A 14,969-nucleotide genomic window follows, 5' to 3' on the forward strand; every position below is an offset into this window, starting at 1 on the left:
CCTTTACGTTCATCATATATTTGGACAAGCCTTTGAAACCTATATTAACCTTTCACAGCGCCAATCATAATTCCCTTAACGAAATATTTCTGCAAGAAGGGATATACCATGATAATCGGGATCGTGGTGACGAGCAGGATGGCTGCTTTAACAGATTCAGCGGTATATCGCTGACCGGACATATCCACATTTTCAATTCCCATCACATTGGCCAACGCAGCATCCTGTGCATTATTAAGCACATCTCTAAGAATTATTTGCAAGACTTTAATTTCACCATTCGAGATATAGATCATGGCATCAAACCAGGAATTCCATTGACCAACCATCGACCACAACGTCACGGTTGCAATAATGGGGGTAGAGAGCGGTAATACGATTGTGAAAAAGATAGAAAAGTCATTCGCGCCATCCATATATGCACTCTCTTCAACTTCAACAGGAAGCGATGTGAAGAAATTCCTAATAATTACAATTGTATACGCACTGCATAACCCAGGAATGACTAAGGACCAGACGGTATTGAGCATGTGAAGCTCTTTGACCAGCAAATACGTCGGAATTAATCCCCCACCGAAGAACATCGTAAATATGATGAGACCCATCCACATCTTCCTGCCCAGCAAATATCGTTTGGATAACGGGTAGGCAAGCATCGCTGATACCACAACGGTTAGAACAGTACCCAACACCGTACGCAGTGTCGTCCAGTAATAGGATTCAAGTAAAGAACCGGTAGCGAAAATCTGTTTATAGGCATCAAATGTCGGATTGCTCGTATACATATGGAGCCCGATTTTGCTCGATTCATCCGGAGGGCTAATTGAAATAACGATCTGCTGCATAAACGGGAACACAATGGTGACACATATGAATAACATAATCCCGATATTAACAACATTAAATACCCTTTCACCTACACTTTTTTTCATGTGTGTACTCTTTCCTTTCTAATTAGAAAACTGTGTAGTTCGAAAGCTTGCCTACAATCCAATTTGAAAACAAGACAAGGATGAGCGCAATGATACTTTTCGCAATACCAACAGCTGTAGAGAAACTATATTGCATATCAACCAAACCTACCCGATAGACAAACGTATCGATAATATCCGCAGTTGGCATCACCATGGAATTGTACAAGTTAAAAATTTGATCGAATCCGCCATCGAGAATACCGCCAAGTCCTAGGACAAAGAGCATGCAGATGGTTGGCAAAATACTTGGAATCGTAATATACCAGCATTGCTTGAAGCGCCCCGCGCCATCAATGACAGCCGATTCATACATGTCCGAATTAATGCCGGCGATCGCGGCCAAATAAATGATACTGCCGTAGCCAATTTCTTTCCATACGTTAGAATACAACAGAATTTGAAGGAACGACTGCCCATTTCCTAATAGAATGCGTGGCTGCAAGCCAAATGCTTCGCAAATCAACCCATACAATCCGTAGCTAGGCGAAACAAGTTGAAAGATCAGACCCGCAACAATAACCCATGAAAGGAAATGCGGAAGATATGAAATCGTTTGCACGATTCTTCTAAATTTATTGGAGACTAGCTCATTGAGCAATAAAGCGAAGATAATCGGTGCCGGGAATCCTATGGCAATTTTCAGGATGCTGATTTTCAACGTATTCATCGTGACCGTCCAGAAGTACTTCATTTCGATCATCTCACGAAAATACTTGAATCCAACCCAAGGGCTTCCAAATACACCGTCTTGCGGGCTGTAATCCTTGAAAGCGATCAGAATGCCATACATGGGTCCGTACTTAAAAACTAGAAAGTATATCATACCAGGCAATAACAATAAGAATAGAAACTTTTGCTTCATTAATTTGGGGAGGAGGCGTGATTTCTTACTCGGGTAGCGAATGCCCAATCCAGCCTTCTCTTGCACAGCGTTCATACTCATCTCCTGCTTTCTCATGTTTGTTTGACACGCGCATCTACGAATGCGCTTTCTTTCTCTTGCTAGCGTGTTTGCATGAACCTATTGTATCGCCTATAGGATTGAAAATTAATGATGTATCTTTACAAATACTGACGTATTTTTACTATCCGAAACAAGTCTTTCATACACAAAAAAGCAGCCGCCCACGTATTTACCATGGTCAGCTGCTTTCCCATTATCATGTCTATTTCTTACGCTTTGCGTACTCCGCGTTGATTTCCTCAATTCCTTGATCGCCGCCAGACTTCCGCCACTTCTCAAGCTCACTGTTCCAGCCATTGTCGTCGATCTCGCCTAATATATACTTCACCTTCGCATCATTGCGAATCTTATCCAACTCACCGCTCTTCTCGGAAAGCGTTGAAGATATTAATGAAGCCGCTGGATTCGGAACTGCAATGGACACGTTTTCCTTAAACATATTCTTCAACTTCTGTTCAAGCGGTGTGCTCGCCCCTTCAAGAGGTGCATCCGTATTCATCACGATGCTCAACTGCGGCACAGGCAGCAAATCGTCGACCTTCAGCTTCTGCTCCGCATCTGTGCTGACGGCTTTGCCGCCTTCGAGGTGGTAGTGCTTGCCCTCTACACCCCAATTGAGGAGGTTGGCAATATCCGGTTGGAACATCTTATCGAAGAAGGTTAGGATTGCACGCAATTCAGCTTCGGTTTTAATTGATTTTTTGGGGAACATGAATATGCCATTGTAACCGGCAGAGGCCAAAATCCGCTCTCCCTTCGGCCCTTGAATACGCGAGACGATATCGGCAGCCCCATTCGGATTCAACTTCTTGATCTCTCGATCGTTGCCGACGACATCGTCGATTGCCGTGGAGATAATCATGCCTCCTTTGCCATTCTCGAATAAGGCCTTACTTTGGTTCCCTTCCGACACTGCAAAATCGGGATTCATTAACTTCTCCTGATAGAGACGGCGGTAAAACTTCAAGGCATCCAAATATTCCTTCGTCACAAAGCTTGGAATAAGCTTGCCGTCTTTCAACTCCCAGCCATTGCCCGCACCGAAGAAACCAGACAGCATGTCTAGATCCGCGATACCTTTACGCGAAATCAGTCCATACGTATCGTTCTTCCCGTTCTTATCCGGGTCATTCAGCGTGAATGCCTTTAATACGTTGTACAGATCATCAATCGTCTTCGGCTCCTTAAGCCCAAGTGCATCGAGCCAGTCTTTGCGGAAAACAATGCCACCACGCGCAATGACACGAGGGCGATATAAAGCGTAATTTTTACCGTCATGCGATACGTTTTCGAGTACATCCTTGTTCAGTTTGGACAAGTTCGGATAATCCTTCAACAAGGGGCCGATTTCCCAGAAAGCTCCTGAACGCACGCCGTTCAGAATGCTTGGCGCATAGTTGCCTCCATCCAAATTGGCAATGACCGTTACCTGAGGCAGATCATTGGAAGCTAGGCTGACGGACAGTTTATCCTTATACGCCGCATTTGGCACCCAAGTGATATTCATCTTCGTATTGGTCATTTCTTCAAGTTTCTTAAAGACAGGATTATCCGCTTTCGGTGGCTCCGTAGAGAAATAAGGCAGCATGAACGAAATGGTCGTCGGCCCCTGTGCCGCTGCCGGATTATTCTTCTGCGCTTCTCCTGTCGCAGCCGGGGCATCTGATGCATCACCGCATGCCGATAACAGACTGAGCGAGAGCACAGTCAAGCAGGCTCCAGCCGTCCAGCGTTTCTTCTTGTTTATCATCTAAACCATCTCCCTATTCATTATTATAATGGATTTCAGCCCTTTACTGAGCCGATAAGTACACCTTTCGCAAAATGCTTTTGTAGAAGGGGATATACGAGCAGAATCGGCAGATTGGCAAACACGATCACCGCTGACTTAATCGTTTGCAGCGGTGGTGGGACGAAGTCCGCACCCATTTCCGACGCATCGCCGAAACCTCCCTGTGACAGGATGACGATTTGCCGCAGGAGCACTTGAATTGGCCACTTCTCTGGATTATTCAAATACAAGACAGGTGTCAGAAAGGAATTCCAATGTCCCACCGCGTAAAACAAGGAAAACGTCGCAATTGCCGGCATAGATAATGGAATGACAATCCTGAGCAAAATGACAAAATCGTTCGCGCCATCAATTTTGGCTGATTCCTCTAGACCATCCGGCAGCTGCTGGAAAAAATTTTTCATCACGATCAGATTGAAAGCACTGATGGCCCCCGGAAGTATGACTGCCCAATAGCTATTAAGTAGTCCGAGCTCCTTCACAGTCAGGTAGGTAGGAATCATACCGCCTTGGAACAGCATCGTGAATAGCACCAGGAGCATAATTTTGCTGCGACCAATTAATGTCTTACGGGATAACGGATACGCCATCAACGTCGTCATTCCAATATTAAATAAGGTGCCGGCCACCGTAATGAAAATTGTAACCGCCATACTGCGCGTAATGGTATCCGTCGTTAGGATATACGCGTAAGCGTCCAGCGAGAACACGGTGGGGAATAAAACAAATGCCCGTTGCCGTAACTCCTCCGCCGTCGTGAAGGATGACGCTACGACATGAATAAATGGGATTATGGTGAACAACGTGAATAAGCTGATTAGGCCATAATTCAAACAAGTAAACATTCGGCTGCCAAAGGAACGATCTTGTACCACCCCCGCACCTCCTTCTGATTAATCTAATAGACACCTTCCTCGCCGAAACGTTTGGCAATCGCATTGGCTGTTACGACGAGAATAAGACCGATGAAAGAATTGAAAAGTCCAACTGCGGTCGTGTAGCTGAACAATCCCTGCTGGATACCGTTCGTGTAGATGTACGTATCAAACGTCTCACCCACCTCCCGATTCATCGCATTCAGCATCAAGTAAATTTGCTCGAAACCTAGCTCGAAGAAATGACCCAATCGGAGAATGAGCAAAATAACAATCGTGCTGCGAATGGCCGGAAGCGTAATGTGCATGAGCTGTCGCCAGCGCCCTGCTCCATCGATACGTGCAGCTTCATACAAGGCAGGATCGACACCAGAAAGCGCAGCTAAGAAAAGGATTGTCCCCCAACCGGTTTCCTTCCATATGATCTGTGACGTAATGATTGTCCGAAACCAATCCTTGCTTAGTAGAAAGGAAATCTTCTCCCCGCCTGCGGATTGGATCAACTCATTGACAATTCCCCCCTCTGTCGTCAGCAGAATATAGCTGAGCCCCGAGATGACGACCCATGAGAAGAAGTGAGGTACATAGATAAAGGTTTGAGCGAGTCGTTTAAACAACTCATTCTTCACTTCGTTCAACATTAGGGCTAACACGATGGGAAGCGGAAAATAAAAGATCAAGTTGTAGAAAGCAATGTAAAAGGTATTGCGCAACAAATGCCAAAACGAAGGATCGGTGAAAAATCGTTCAAAGTGCTTCAGCCCTACCCAATCGCTACCCCAGAACCCCAGAAAGGGTTGGTAGTCCTTGAATGCTAGGAACACTCCCCACATGGGTAAATATTTGAATACTGCAAAATACAGGATGCCTGGAGCCAACATTAGATACAACCAACGGTCTATTCTCATCTGGCGAAGTTTCTGACCGTTTGGGCCAGCCAGCATCTTCGCTCTCCTCGCATTCATGTGTTCATCCTCCTTTATCACGGAATTTTCACCAGCGGCGTACCGGTTCATGCCACTTATCGTAAGAGGGAGGGCGACGTGCCGTCTATAATCAGAGACGGTTATATCCGCATCGATGACGATGCCGCACAGGGAATAATCCGGAACGGCTGCCCCATAATCCATAACGGCTTAGCCGTGAGAGTGAATATAGAAAAACGCGCCGGATCTAGTCAAGATCCGACGCGCCTATATATCTGTCGAGCTCCGATATTGCCCAGGAGTCATGCCTTCCATTTTTCGAAAATACCGGATAAAGTTCTGTGAATTATTATATTGAAGCTTCTCGGCAATCTCTGATATCTTCATGTTCGTCTCAATCAGCCACTTCTTCGCAATTTGCAGCCGGTACTGGGCAAGGTATTCGCCGAAGGGCATGCCTACTTCCTTACGAAATACGTGACGAATATAATCAGGGTGATAATTGATCCGGAAAGCGCACAACTCAATCGTTAATTGTTTATCGTACTCTTGATGCACCATGCTGATCATTTCCTCGGAAATACGGAGGTATTGTTTGTTTCGCTGATCTTCTAAGAGTCGAATCGACGGTAAAATAATAGACTGGTTGAACCATTCCACAATCTCTGTGGAGGTCTGTAACTCAAACAGTCGGTCAAAGAGCGATTTCTCCTCCTCATACAACGATTGCAATAACCCGCCTGATTCCTGCAGCAACCGGATTAAATCAGTCAGAAGACCGATCATCATCATTTGGTATTCACGATGAGTCAACTGCACACTGAACACCTCATGCGAGAACTGCTGCAAGAGAACATACGCCTGCTCCCGATTCGTCAACTTGATGGCATCCATCAGATCGTTTTTCAGTTTCTCGGGGTATTCGGGCAGCTTGCGATCGTTTGGTTGGACATCCGCGATGTATAAAATGGCCTCATGGCCAAGCTTAATCCGGTAGTTGAGCGCCTCCAGCGCGTCCTTATATGCGCGGTGAGCGCCTTTCACATATGTGAACGGGCGGCTGATGCCGAGGCTAACTTTGATGTGGAGGAATTTTTTGACCGTATCCTGAATGCTGCGAGCCAATTCGTCTATATACTGTACCGCCTCTTCCTGTGTAGGGTGCATGCAACGAATCAGATTGACCTGCGATTGATCCATCAATATGGGCTTGAGCAATCGGTCCGAAGCTTGGACCAGTTCACCGACAATGTTATTCACTGCGAATAGGAGCAAATCATAATCTTTCTTCTCATACTTGCTCCCTTCGAGCGTGTCAATCTGCACGACGATGACACGCAAGCTGTTCCAGGTCTCCCCGACGAGCGACAACTTGTCTTCCAACTCTTGCTGATGAACATCCCCTAGATAGAGCTTCATGATAAAAAAATCCTGCAACTGATTGTGCTTATACTGCAGCTCGCTGCTTAATTGCTTTTCGTTAAGAGCGTAAGCGCGGAATCGCTCGCCGATCAGCTGAAGTTCATCTTGTCCTTGAAGCGGCTTAGCTGGTGCAGATGAGGCGCTAAACAGCTCTTGGTACAATCTCAGTATCGGTACATACATCCGCCTAGTGCCCATTAATGACACCAAGACACCAGCAACCAAAACCAAGCCGCACACGAGCACAGTGAACCATTGAATAGACCTAGATTCTCGTTTCATCGCATCAACGGATACGAAAGTTGCATAAGTCCAGCCATTATAGTCGGACTTACTGTAGATCAGATTATAGTGATCTCCGTTCCTTATGACGGGGAGAATCCCCTGTTCCAGCTTGTCAGCCGCCAGTTGGCGAAAATATGGCTCTTCCGCCTCAGACGAGCCGATCATGGAGCGATCTACGTCCGCAATAATCCGATAGGAGGCATCCATAATAAATGGCTTCCCCAGCTCGGTATCGGCCGTCAGATACTTGCTAATCTCCTCATAGGGTACCTTTAAAATGACAGCAGCCGGTGGATCGAGCGCTGTTACCGGCAAGGTCTTGATCAGATCGATCGAGTTCTCGCCAAGGCGCCAAAATGAGCCCCGCTGTTCTCCCAGCGACTGCTTTCCGTCAGGCTCATTGGATGAAAAGCGCTCATACCCATTATTCGTTGTTTTCCATTGATATCGATATTGGATAAACTGAACGTCGCTAAGACCTAGATCATAGGTTTTAACCCGACGAAGTCCTTCCTGCAGCTCCTCAATCATCTGAATGTTGCTGCTGTGCTGCACATCCCTCACATCGGTCGTCAACAACTTCGAAACGGAGGAGGACGCGGTAAATTGCGTTAACGCATTATCGGCCGTACGCAAGCTCTGTTCCACGCGCTGATGCATCTGTTGCAATATTTGCAGGGAACCCATGTTGACCTTTTCTTGAATCGCATGAGACGAACGAAGATAGGAGAAGCTTCCTACCGTGACGATCGGGAACGTAATGAGAAAGATCGAAAATACGATCATCTTATGGAAGTATTTAGATTTCACTGGTGCCTTCATGAATGATGTGCTCCTCCTAATGCCGATGAGATCGTTATGTTTATCGTAGCTAGTTTAGGAGTTACCGTCTATAATCATATACGGCTTTTTTGTGGCATTGTTGGACGGGAATGCTTATAAAACACTAGCCAAACAGGTTTATTATTTTAGCAAATGATTACTTCGCAACTAAACAAAAAGCGATTTCTCTCTGATCCACGAAGGTCAGAAGGAAATCGCCAAAATCCAAATTATTTCTTATTTAGCTTGAGAACTGCCTTATCTAACATCTCTTCTGTCAGTGCGCCTCCGCTAAATGCGGCTAACCCTCGAAGCGGTAAATATTTCAGAAAGGCAGCCATCATATCAGAACTCGAGCTATCCTCTTCACCGTCTACTGGAGAACCGAATGGAGAATGCTGCACAAGCTCCATAATAACTGGTGCTAATTCTGGATGCTCCATAACATCACCAACCGTAGAATTTCGAGTAAATCTTGGCTGTATGACAACTGAAGATGTCACATGAACGGTTTCCTTCAAAGCGATGTCCGCAGAAGATTTACCGATGAGTACCTCAAAGTCGCCTGTTTCGACAACCCAATCTTGGAGTTCAATATGGTAATAAGCAAATGCTCTTTTATTTAAAGTAAACGTCACTTGCTTCTCTTCACCTGGCTGGAGGCTGATCTTCCCAAAGCCTTTCAGCTCTTTATCTGGTCGGGATACACGGCTTACAACATCACGTACATACAGTTGAACGACTTCTTTCCCAGCAACTGTGCCACCATTTTTCACCTTAACTGACACATATATGTCGTCGCTGTCTTTCACATGTGTCTGATCAACAGTCAAATCAGAATATTCAAAACTTGTATAGCTTAAACCATGTCCAAAAGGGAATAAAGGTCGCATCATCTTTGTATCATAATAGCGATACCCGACATAAATACCTTCATTGTACGTAACAGTATCTCCATTCCCCGGGAAATACAGGTAAGATGGATTGTCACTCAATTGCACTGGAAATGTCTCTGCTAGCTTCCCGCATGGATTGGCATCGCCAAACAGAAGATCAGCAATTGCACCACCCATAGCCTGTCCACCTAAATATGCCTCCAAGACGCCGTTAACGTTGCTAAGCCAAGACATTTCAATCGGAGCGCCATTACTGAGCACGACAATTACGCGACCTTGTACCGCAGCGACAGCTTCAATCACTTTGATTTGATTATCTGGAATCCGCAGATGCTGGCGGTCAAATCCTTCTGACTCATAACGCTCGGGCAAACCAGCGAAAATAACAACGACGTCCGCTTCTTTAGCGACGTGGGCAGCCTCTTCGAGCAGCACTGAATTAGAATCATCACTATCCAAATCATACCCTTTGGCATAAGTAATCGCTGCCTGGCTCCCCGCTGACTTGGTTAACTCCTCAATGATGTTATCCAACTTCGTCGGTTTGATGTGTGAACTGCCCCCACCTTGGTAACGAGGCTGATTGGCTAAAGCCCCAACGACAGCAATATGTCCTTCTTTCGCTAGAGGGAGAATGTTGTTCTCATTCTTCAGCAAAACCATGCTCTCCCTCGCTACTTCTCTAGCCAAGCGGTGATGTTCTTCTGCATCGTAAGTCGCGTCCTGCTTCTTATGATCAACAGCCTTAAAGATTACATGGAGTAGACGTTCGACAGCAGCATTAAGACTCTCTTCGGAAAGTTGTCCGCTTCTGACCGCATCAACGATCTTCTGGTCTCCTGATCCTCCAGTGGCTGGCATTTCCAGTTCAAGCCCTGCTTGCAACCCATCAACTCTCTCATTCACTGCGCCCCAATCGGAAACAACAAATCCCTCATGTCCCCATTCTTCCTTCAAAATATCGGTCAGCAGACGTTCATTCTCCGCACAAAATTCATCATTAAGCTTGTTATAAGCGCACATCACGGTCCATGGCTGACCTTGTTTAACAGCTCCTTCGAAGCTTGCCAAATAGATCTCACGCAACGTTCGTTCATCGACAATCGCGTTCGTTGACATTCGGCGGTGCTCCTGGTTATTAGCAGCAAAATGCTTTAAGGATGTCCCTACGCCTTGGCTTTGAACCCCTTGGATATGCGCCGCTGCCATCTCGGAGGACAAATATGGATCTTCTGAGAAATATTCGAAGTTTCGCCCACATAGCGGTGATCTTTTAATATTGGCGCCAGGGCCAAGCAGAACACAGACTTCCTCAGCCTGACACTCCTCACCTAGCGCAACACCTACCTTGCGAAGCAGTTCTCTATCCCAAGAAGTCGCAAGCCCTGCTGCAGAAGGGAAACATGTGGCCGGTACACTGTCGAAGAGGCCTAGATGATCGGCAGAAGCTCGCTGTTTGCGAAGACCGTGTGGCCCATCCGTCATCATGATTGAGGGAATCCCGAGCCTCTCAATTCCTTTGGTGTTCCAAAAATCAAGACCAGAACATAGCCCTGCTTTTTCTTCTAGAGTCATCTCAGCAATGATACCTTTTATATTACGTTTCATCGGTATTAACCCCTTTCATGTTATGATCTTAATTACGTTTTAACCTTTCACAGCCCCGATGGTCATACCCTTCACGAAATACTTTTGGAAAAACGGATACGCAATAAGGATTGGAATAACCGCGATGACAGCGATGGCCATACGGAACGTTTCGCTGGGCAGCTGAGCGATCTTAGCTCCTGCGCTTGCACTTAATTCACCATTGCTTGCAAGGAATTGTATGTCGCTCATAATGCGATTGAGCACATTCTGCAGGCTGAACAATTTAGGATTTGTCACATAAATCAACCCGTTGTTCCAATCGTTCCAATACGCCAGCCCCTGAAATAAACCGACCGTGGCAAGAATCGGGAGTGATAGAGGCAATACGATTTTATAATACATTTTGAATTCTGTAGCTCCGTCGATACTCGCCGATTCAAGTACCGGCACGGGAATCGTCGTCATGAAGAACGTCCGCATGAGGAGCACATTGAAGCCGTTCATCAACAGCCCTGGCACGATTAAAGCCCAGATCGTATTCTTCATATCTAGCAGCTGCGTGTAGACCAAATAAGTTGGAACAAGGCCTCCATTAAACAACAACGTGAAGAACAAGACGAAAGCGAAGAATGTTCCGCCTGGCAAATCCCGACGTGATAACGGATAGGCAAGCATTGATGTGATAGCTAAACTTACCACGGTTCCAACGATCGTAATGAGAAAGGTAATCCCATAAGCGTTATAAATAAGCGCTGATTGCTCCCATAGATACTGATAGGCCGTTAAACTAAACGTTTCAGGAAAAAATGAATAGCCGTTTTGCAAAATGGTAGTCTCGTCGGTGATCGAAGACATGACGAGCAACGCGAACGGAAGCAAGCACGTTAATGAAAATAAGATCATCACCGTATGGGCTGCCCATTGCCAACCTTGATTTTCTTTATGCATGGTGATCCCCCCTAGAACAAAGCATTTTCTTTATTTATTTTTCGAACAACATAATTCGATACAATGACAAGCACGAATCCAACCAGTGACTGATAGAAGCCCGCCGCCGATGACATTCCAATATTGCCCAGCTGAAGCAATCCTCGGAATACGTATGTATCAATGACGTTCGTCGTATCGAATAAGGCGCCAGCGTTCATAGGAACTTGATAGAATAAGCCGAAATCCGAGTAGAAAATGCGGCCAATCTGCAAGAGTGTCAGCATGATGATGACGGGAGTGATGAGCGGAATCGTGATCAAGCGGATCTGATGCCATTTGGATGCCCCGTCTAGCGTCGCGGCTTCGTAATACTCAGTGTCAATGCCGATAATGGCTGCGAGGTAGATAATACATGCATAGCCAGCCCCTTTCCATGTATGAACTAGCGTTAGGATAACAGGCCAATATTTCGGCTCGTTGTACCACGAGATTGGATCTATGCCAAGCAGCGGTAGAATCGTCTTGTTCATAAATCCGCTCTCCATACTCAGCATGGAAAATACTAAATAACTAACTAAAACCATGGAGATCAGGAACGGTAAAATAATAAGACTTTGATACAATCGCGAGGCAAATTTACTTTTAATTTCATTAAGTAGAATGGCGAAAGCAACGGCAACGACAAGTCCGATCACGATAAATGCCGCATTGTATAAAAGCGTATTTCGCGTAATAATATAGGCGTCTGACGTTTGGAAAAGGAATTTAAAATTCTGGAATCCAACCCAATCACTCCCCCATATTCCCTTCGCAAAGTTAATGTCTTTGAAAGCAATGACAAGTCCGAACATTGGTAAATAATTGTTAATTAACAAATAAGCAAGCCCGGGCAGCATCATGAGGTATAGTGGACTGTACTTCCATATTCTCTTCACCGCTAAGCTCTGCGTGTGCTTTCTCATACCAGTTTCCCCTTTCAGTTTCAACGAGTTGTTAGGTCTCTTTGTGTAAGTTAATAGTAATCGATTGCCTATTCTACTCACTACCGTTCCAACGACTTCCGATTTGCACTTTGCCGACTAACCCACTAGTTCGAAAAAAAGCCCCGCTGACCATAGGCCGAGCGAGGCAATTAACTATCATTTCGAGATAATGTTCAACTCATTTTGAATGACTGGCAGCAACTCGTCAGGAATTTCGTAAAAAGCGAGCTGGGACATCTTCTCGATCGACATGACACCTTTGGTCACCTCGAAGAACGGATTGTTTGTCGTATGACCAAAATATTTGAGAAATACCCCTTTCGCATCAACATCGCTGTATAGGTCTTCGATGGTATCATAAATGGAAAAATAGCCATCCTTTAGCTCAATTTGCCCGCCACCGGACAGGTCGAAGTTCTCAAACCAATTAACTACATGCTTGGCTTTCTCTTCTTTGACATGAATGTAACGCTGGTCCGCTTCCATGACAGAAATCAAGACGATTTCGTCGCTATGAACTACAACCTCTTCTTGAATACCCTCTACACGAATACAGTTTTCCCCACGAATCAGCGTAACATCTTTCACTTCAAATACGCGCTCACTGCCCCTCATTTCCGAGAGAAGCACATTGTTATGATAGACACGGATATGGTTCATATTCGATAAAACTACGATGTCATTCTGTTCCTGATGTCGATGAATAAATCGACGTCCAGCCAAGTGTACGAATGGATCTTGAGACCAATATGCCTTGCATAAATAGAACGAGTCCTTTTTTAAAGTTCGATCAATCGTCACGAGTCCTTTCAAATTCTTGCCTTTCTCCCCGCCTTCATTCCGGTTTGCGCTTCCGAAATCAAACATATTCCACACATACCCGCCAAGTACATAGGGTCTTTCTTGGAAAGTCTGCAACGCGTTGTGATGGAACTTGAGCTGATATTCCTCCGTATAATCCTGAACTTTCGGTTCGTAAGAGTGATAGTTCGGGTTGGTGTCCACGCCGTATTCGGAAACTAACACAGGAACGTTCGGACTCGTCCGGTGAAATTCATCAAGTCTCGTGCCTAAATCTTGGATCTCCCCATAATACCAGCCGTAATACAGATTATAGCCGACGAGATCTGTAAAACGATTAATGACGCTGTCATCCGCCACCCCATTAATATTCGCCTGAACGACGAAGCGGCTGCGATCCAATTGCCTAGTGATGTCGACCAGCTTTTGAATCGTTCGATACGTATTTTCTGTTTCCACAGCAATCGTGATTTCGTTCTGAACTCCCCAACAGTAAATGGAGCTGTGATTATACGCCTGCTTAATCAAACGTTCCAACTGTTCAACAGCGTTGCGGCTTTCCAAATCTTTCGTGGATGGAATGCTAATGTACGGAATTTCTGCCCATACCAGAAGCCCGTTCCGATCACAAAGGCTATAGAAATAGTCATCATGTTGGTAGTGAGCGAGCCGAATACTATTGGCGCCTACCTCCTTGATGAGTTCCATGTCTAAATCCATATGCTCTTTGGTTATTGCATTTCCTACGCCTCCGAAGTCTTGGTGTCGGCACACTCCGTTGATTTTGATTGGTTTACCGTTCAAAATGACTCCATGTTCAGAAGACAACTCAACCGTTCGAAATCCAATGTCGATTTGACGTGTATCAAGTACTTGTCCTTGCACTTTAACTGAAATGAAAGCCGTATATAAGTAAGGCTGTTCGACACCGTTCCATAGAATTGGAGAGCTTATCTCGCCTTTAAAGGTGAACTCGCTAGTAGTCGTTAACGCCAACATCGAGTTATCTTCCCAAACAGTATTCCCCTCATGATCCCTGAGCTCTACCTCTACAGATACCTGCACCGTTCTAGCAAGCTCATCTACAATCTGCCCATGAACATCGAGTTGGAAATTCCCTTCACCCAGTGAACTCTGAGTAAGATAAACCCCATCGCGTCCGTTATCCATCAAATCAAAGTGGATGTCGTCCATAACTAACAGCTTCACTTCACGGTAGAGGCCTCCGAAAAATGTAAAATCGGCTAGCAGTGGATATACTTCATTATCATAGCTATTATCCACTTGAATCGAGATCAGATTGTCTCCTGCTCTTAAATACGGATAGAGTGGTACACGGAACATTGCATATCCACAGCGGCTATCCCCTGCAAGGTGGCCATTGATATACACATGGCCGATATTGCCGGCTGCACCGATTTCTAGATAATATCGCTTGCCCAACTCTTCCTCGCCAATCTCTAGTGTTCTTTGATACCAACACGCACCGCGGTAGTAAAGTTCTTCTCCCCCTTGACCATCCTTATCATTCCATGTATGTGGCAACGTAACCATTTGCCATTCTTTTAATCCCTCACTCGCGTTAGCAGGATCATTTTCTTTGGTGAACATCCAGCAATCATGAAGCAGCCTCGATTTATTCATAGGATTACCCTCTTTTCTTTAACATAGATTTGCGAGTATGATGGCGTAAAAAAATGCCCAATCAA

At 45.4% G+C, this 14,969-nt stretch carries 10 protein-coding genes; all 10 read right to left on the reverse strand.

Annotated features, from left to right (window positions below; all coding sequences use genetic code 11):
• Positions 1 to 44: 44 nt before the first annotated feature.
• Positions 45 to 932: a carbohydrate ABC transporter permease gene (locus AC58PV_RS01130; RefSeq protein ID WP_497430454.1), complete on the reverse strand. Its 888-nt coding sequence runs from the start codon at positions 930 to 932 to the stop codon at positions 45 to 47.
• Positions 933 to 954: 22 nt separating this feature from the next.
• Complete coding sequence (locus tag AC58PV_RS01135) at positions 955 to 1,911, reverse strand: ABC transporter permease (RefSeq protein ID WP_497430455.1); 957 nt, start codon at positions 1,909 to 1,911, stop codon at positions 955 to 957.
• A gap of 229 nt (positions 1,912 to 2,140) precedes the next feature.
• The gene (locus tag AC58PV_RS01140; protein ID WP_497430456.1) at positions 2,141 to 3,688 is read right to left on the reverse strand and encodes an extracellular solute-binding protein; all 1,548 of its coding nucleotides are present in this window, start codon (positions 3,686 to 3,688) and stop codon (positions 2,141 to 2,143) included.
• A gap of 35 nt (positions 3,689 to 3,723) precedes the next feature.
• The gene (locus tag AC58PV_RS01145; protein ID WP_497430457.1) at positions 3,724 to 4,605 is read right to left on the reverse strand and encodes a carbohydrate ABC transporter permease; all 882 of its coding nucleotides are present in this window, start codon (positions 4,603 to 4,605) and stop codon (positions 3,724 to 3,726) included.
• A gap of 23 nt (positions 4,606 to 4,628) precedes the next feature.
• On the reverse strand, positions 4,629 to 5,570 hold the full coding sequence (locus AC58PV_RS01150) for an ABC transporter permease (protein ID WP_497430458.1): 942 nt from the start codon (positions 5,568 to 5,570) through the stop codon (positions 4,629 to 4,631).
• A gap of 228 nt (positions 5,571 to 5,798) precedes the next feature.
• The gene (locus AC58PV_RS01155) at positions 5,799 to 8,060 is read right to left on the reverse strand and encodes a helix-turn-helix domain-containing protein (protein WP_497430459.1); all 2,262 of its coding nucleotides are present in this window, start codon (positions 8,058 to 8,060) and stop codon (positions 5,799 to 5,801) included.
• Between the two features lie 230 nt (positions 8,061 to 8,290).
• Positions 8,291 to 10,564, reverse strand: coding sequence for a beta-glucosidase (locus AC58PV_RS01160; protein ID WP_497430460.1), 2,274 nt, complete (start codon positions 10,562 to 10,564; stop codon positions 8,291 to 8,293).
• A 39-nt stretch (positions 10,565 to 10,603) separates the two neighbouring features.
• The gene (locus tag AC58PV_RS01165) at positions 10,604 to 11,494 is read right to left on the reverse strand and encodes a carbohydrate ABC transporter permease (RefSeq protein ID WP_497430461.1); all 891 of its coding nucleotides are present in this window, start codon (positions 11,492 to 11,494) and stop codon (positions 10,604 to 10,606) included.
• An 11-nt stretch (positions 11,495 to 11,505) separates the two neighbouring features.
• The gene (locus tag AC58PV_RS01170) at positions 11,506 to 12,438 is read right to left on the reverse strand and encodes an ABC transporter permease (RefSeq protein WP_497430462.1); all 933 of its coding nucleotides are present in this window, start codon (positions 12,436 to 12,438) and stop codon (positions 11,506 to 11,508) included.
• A 177-nt stretch (positions 12,439 to 12,615) separates the two neighbouring features.
• A complete protein-coding gene (locus tag AC58PV_RS01175; protein ID WP_497430463.1) occupies positions 12,616 to 14,904 on the reverse strand; it encodes a glycoside hydrolase family 2 protein in 2,289 nt (762 codons plus the stop codon).
• Positions 14,905 to 14,969 lie beyond the last annotated feature (65 nt).

This window comes from Paenibacillus sp. J22FR83 (assembly GCF_059691955.1).

Coding starts and splice junctions, on each gene's coding strand:
- AC58PV_RS01170 (WP_497430462.1), bottom strand. CDS start 12,438: ATGAGAAAGCACACGCAGAGCTTAGCGGTGAAGAGAATATGGAAGTAC.
- AC58PV_RS01160 (WP_497430460.1), bottom strand. CDS start 10,564: ATGAAACGTAATATAAAAGGTATCATTGCTGAGATGACTCTAGAAGAA.
- AC58PV_RS01130 (WP_497430454.1), bottom strand. CDS start 932: ATGAAAAAAAGTGTAGGTGAAAGGGTATTTAATGTTGTTAATATCGGG.
- AC58PV_RS01175 (WP_497430463.1), bottom strand. CDS start 14,904: ATGAATAAATCGAGGCTGCTTCATGATTGCTGGATGTTCACCAAAGAA.
- AC58PV_RS01140 (WP_497430456.1), bottom strand. CDS start 3,688: ATGATAAACAAGAAGAAACGCTGGACGGCTGGAGCCTGCTTGACTGTG.
- AC58PV_RS01150 (WP_497430458.1), bottom strand. CDS start 5,570: ATGAATGCGAGGAGAGCGAAGATGCTGGCTGGCCCAAACGGTCAGAAA.
- AC58PV_RS01135 (WP_497430455.1), bottom strand. CDS start 1,911: ATGAACGCTGTGCAAGAGAAGGCTGGATTGGGCATTCGCTACCCGAGT.
- AC58PV_RS01155 (WP_497430459.1), bottom strand. CDS start 8,060: ATGAAGGCACCAGTGAAATCTAAATACTTCCATAAGATGATCGTATTT.
- AC58PV_RS01165 (WP_497430461.1), bottom strand. CDS start 11,494: ATGCATAAAGAAAATCAAGGTTGGCAATGGGCAGCCCATACGGTGATG.